Genomic DNA, 1,356 nt, shown 5'->3' with positions numbered 1-1,356 from the left:
AAGGAAAAAACCAAAGTTCGAATGGGTTTCCTTCGCAATCACCGAATGGTGCACGCGGTGCATGTCTGGTGTCACAATGACTTTTCGCAGTTTTTTATCGATAGATAACGCAAGCTTTGCGTTACTGTGATTGAACATCGCACTCGCATTTAGAATGATCTCAAAAACCACAATCGCGAGAGGTGAAACACCAAGAATGAATACCGAGGCGATTTTGACGACCATCGAGATGATGATTTCAATTGGATGAAAACGCGCGCCAGTTGTGACATCGATATCCAAATCGGCATGGTGCATACGATGAATTTTCCATAGCGGTTTAACGCGATGAAAAACCAAGTGCTGAACATAGATGATGAGATCGAGAACAATCACAGCAAGCAACACATTTAACCAACCGGGCAGGGAGAGAAGATTGAATAGTCCCCATTGCTGATCATGAGCAATGGTCGCAGCTTGAAACGCAGCAATAGGCATCACTAATGCAATGATCGCGCTATTTAGGGCGACCAAAGAGAGGTTGTTTAACCAGCGAAAGGAACGTTTGACGGTGAGCGTCTTTCTTGGGAGCTTGTTTTCCCAAAGAGTACACAGCAACAATACGCCAATAAAACAGCTAAGTCGCAACCAAGATGGGTCGGTAAACGTGTTTTCAGTCACTGATCTTTCCTTATTCTACGCATTTGTCGCAATAGACCTTAACTAACGTGAGATTCTTTCAATGTTTGGTCTTTAGAGTAATAACGCTGTCGCCTTGTGAGCGAGCGGTTATACCAGTAGAATCGCGCTCTCGTTTTTATTTGGCATTTCCTTCATGAGAATCCACGCTTTCCATCGTTTATATCAGTATCGTCAATCCATCTCAACGAAGCCTTTTAATGCTCGTGGATGCAAAGTTCAGCGCTGCCCATTCTGTCAGGTTTCAGAGCAGCATTGTTTATGTGAATTGCAACCTGATATCGATAGCAATGTCGCGTGCATGCTGATTGTGTCTGAGAACGAAGTGTTTAAGCCAAGCAATACAGGCCGTTTGATTGCTGATACGGTGAAAGAGACTTACGTGTATCAATGGAATCGCACTGAACCTTCACAAGAGATGCTTGATCTTTTGTCCAACGATGACTACCAGCCTGTCATTGTTTTTCCTGCCGATTACGTTGATCAACCTGAGCGATTGCTAGATGGATTACACGCTGAGCACTTACATCGCACTGATGGTAATAGCAAAAAGTGGTTGTTGATTTTTATCGATGGTAGTTGGCGTGAGGCGCGAAAAATCTTCCGTCGCTCTGAGTTTTTACAGTCTCTACCAGTCCTATCTATCGAGCCGGAGTGTTTATCTGAATACATCATGCG

Annotated in this window: 2 protein-coding genes; one reads left to right on the top strand and one right to left on the bottom strand. The window is 44.0% G+C overall.

Features of this window, described 5'->3' with window-relative positions; translation table 11 throughout:
- The coding region (locus R7P72_RS24510; protein ID WP_318110898.1) for a sterol desaturase family protein at positions 1-660 on the bottom strand (660 nt) is incomplete at its 3' end.
- 154 nt (positions 661-814) lie between these two features.
- On the opposite strand from R7P72_RS24510, the gene R7P72_RS24505 reads away from it, so the two are divergent.
- The coding region (locus R7P72_RS24505; protein WP_318110897.1) for a tRNA-uridine aminocarboxypropyltransferase at positions 815-1,356 on the top strand (542 nt) is incomplete at its 3' end.

The organism is Vibrio sp. Vb0888 (assembly GCF_033338835.1).
Lineage (GTDB): Bacteria > Pseudomonadota > Gammaproteobacteria > Enterobacterales > Vibrionaceae > Vibrio > Vibrio alginolyticus.
This window is presented reverse-complemented; position numbering and strand designations above follow the sequence as displayed.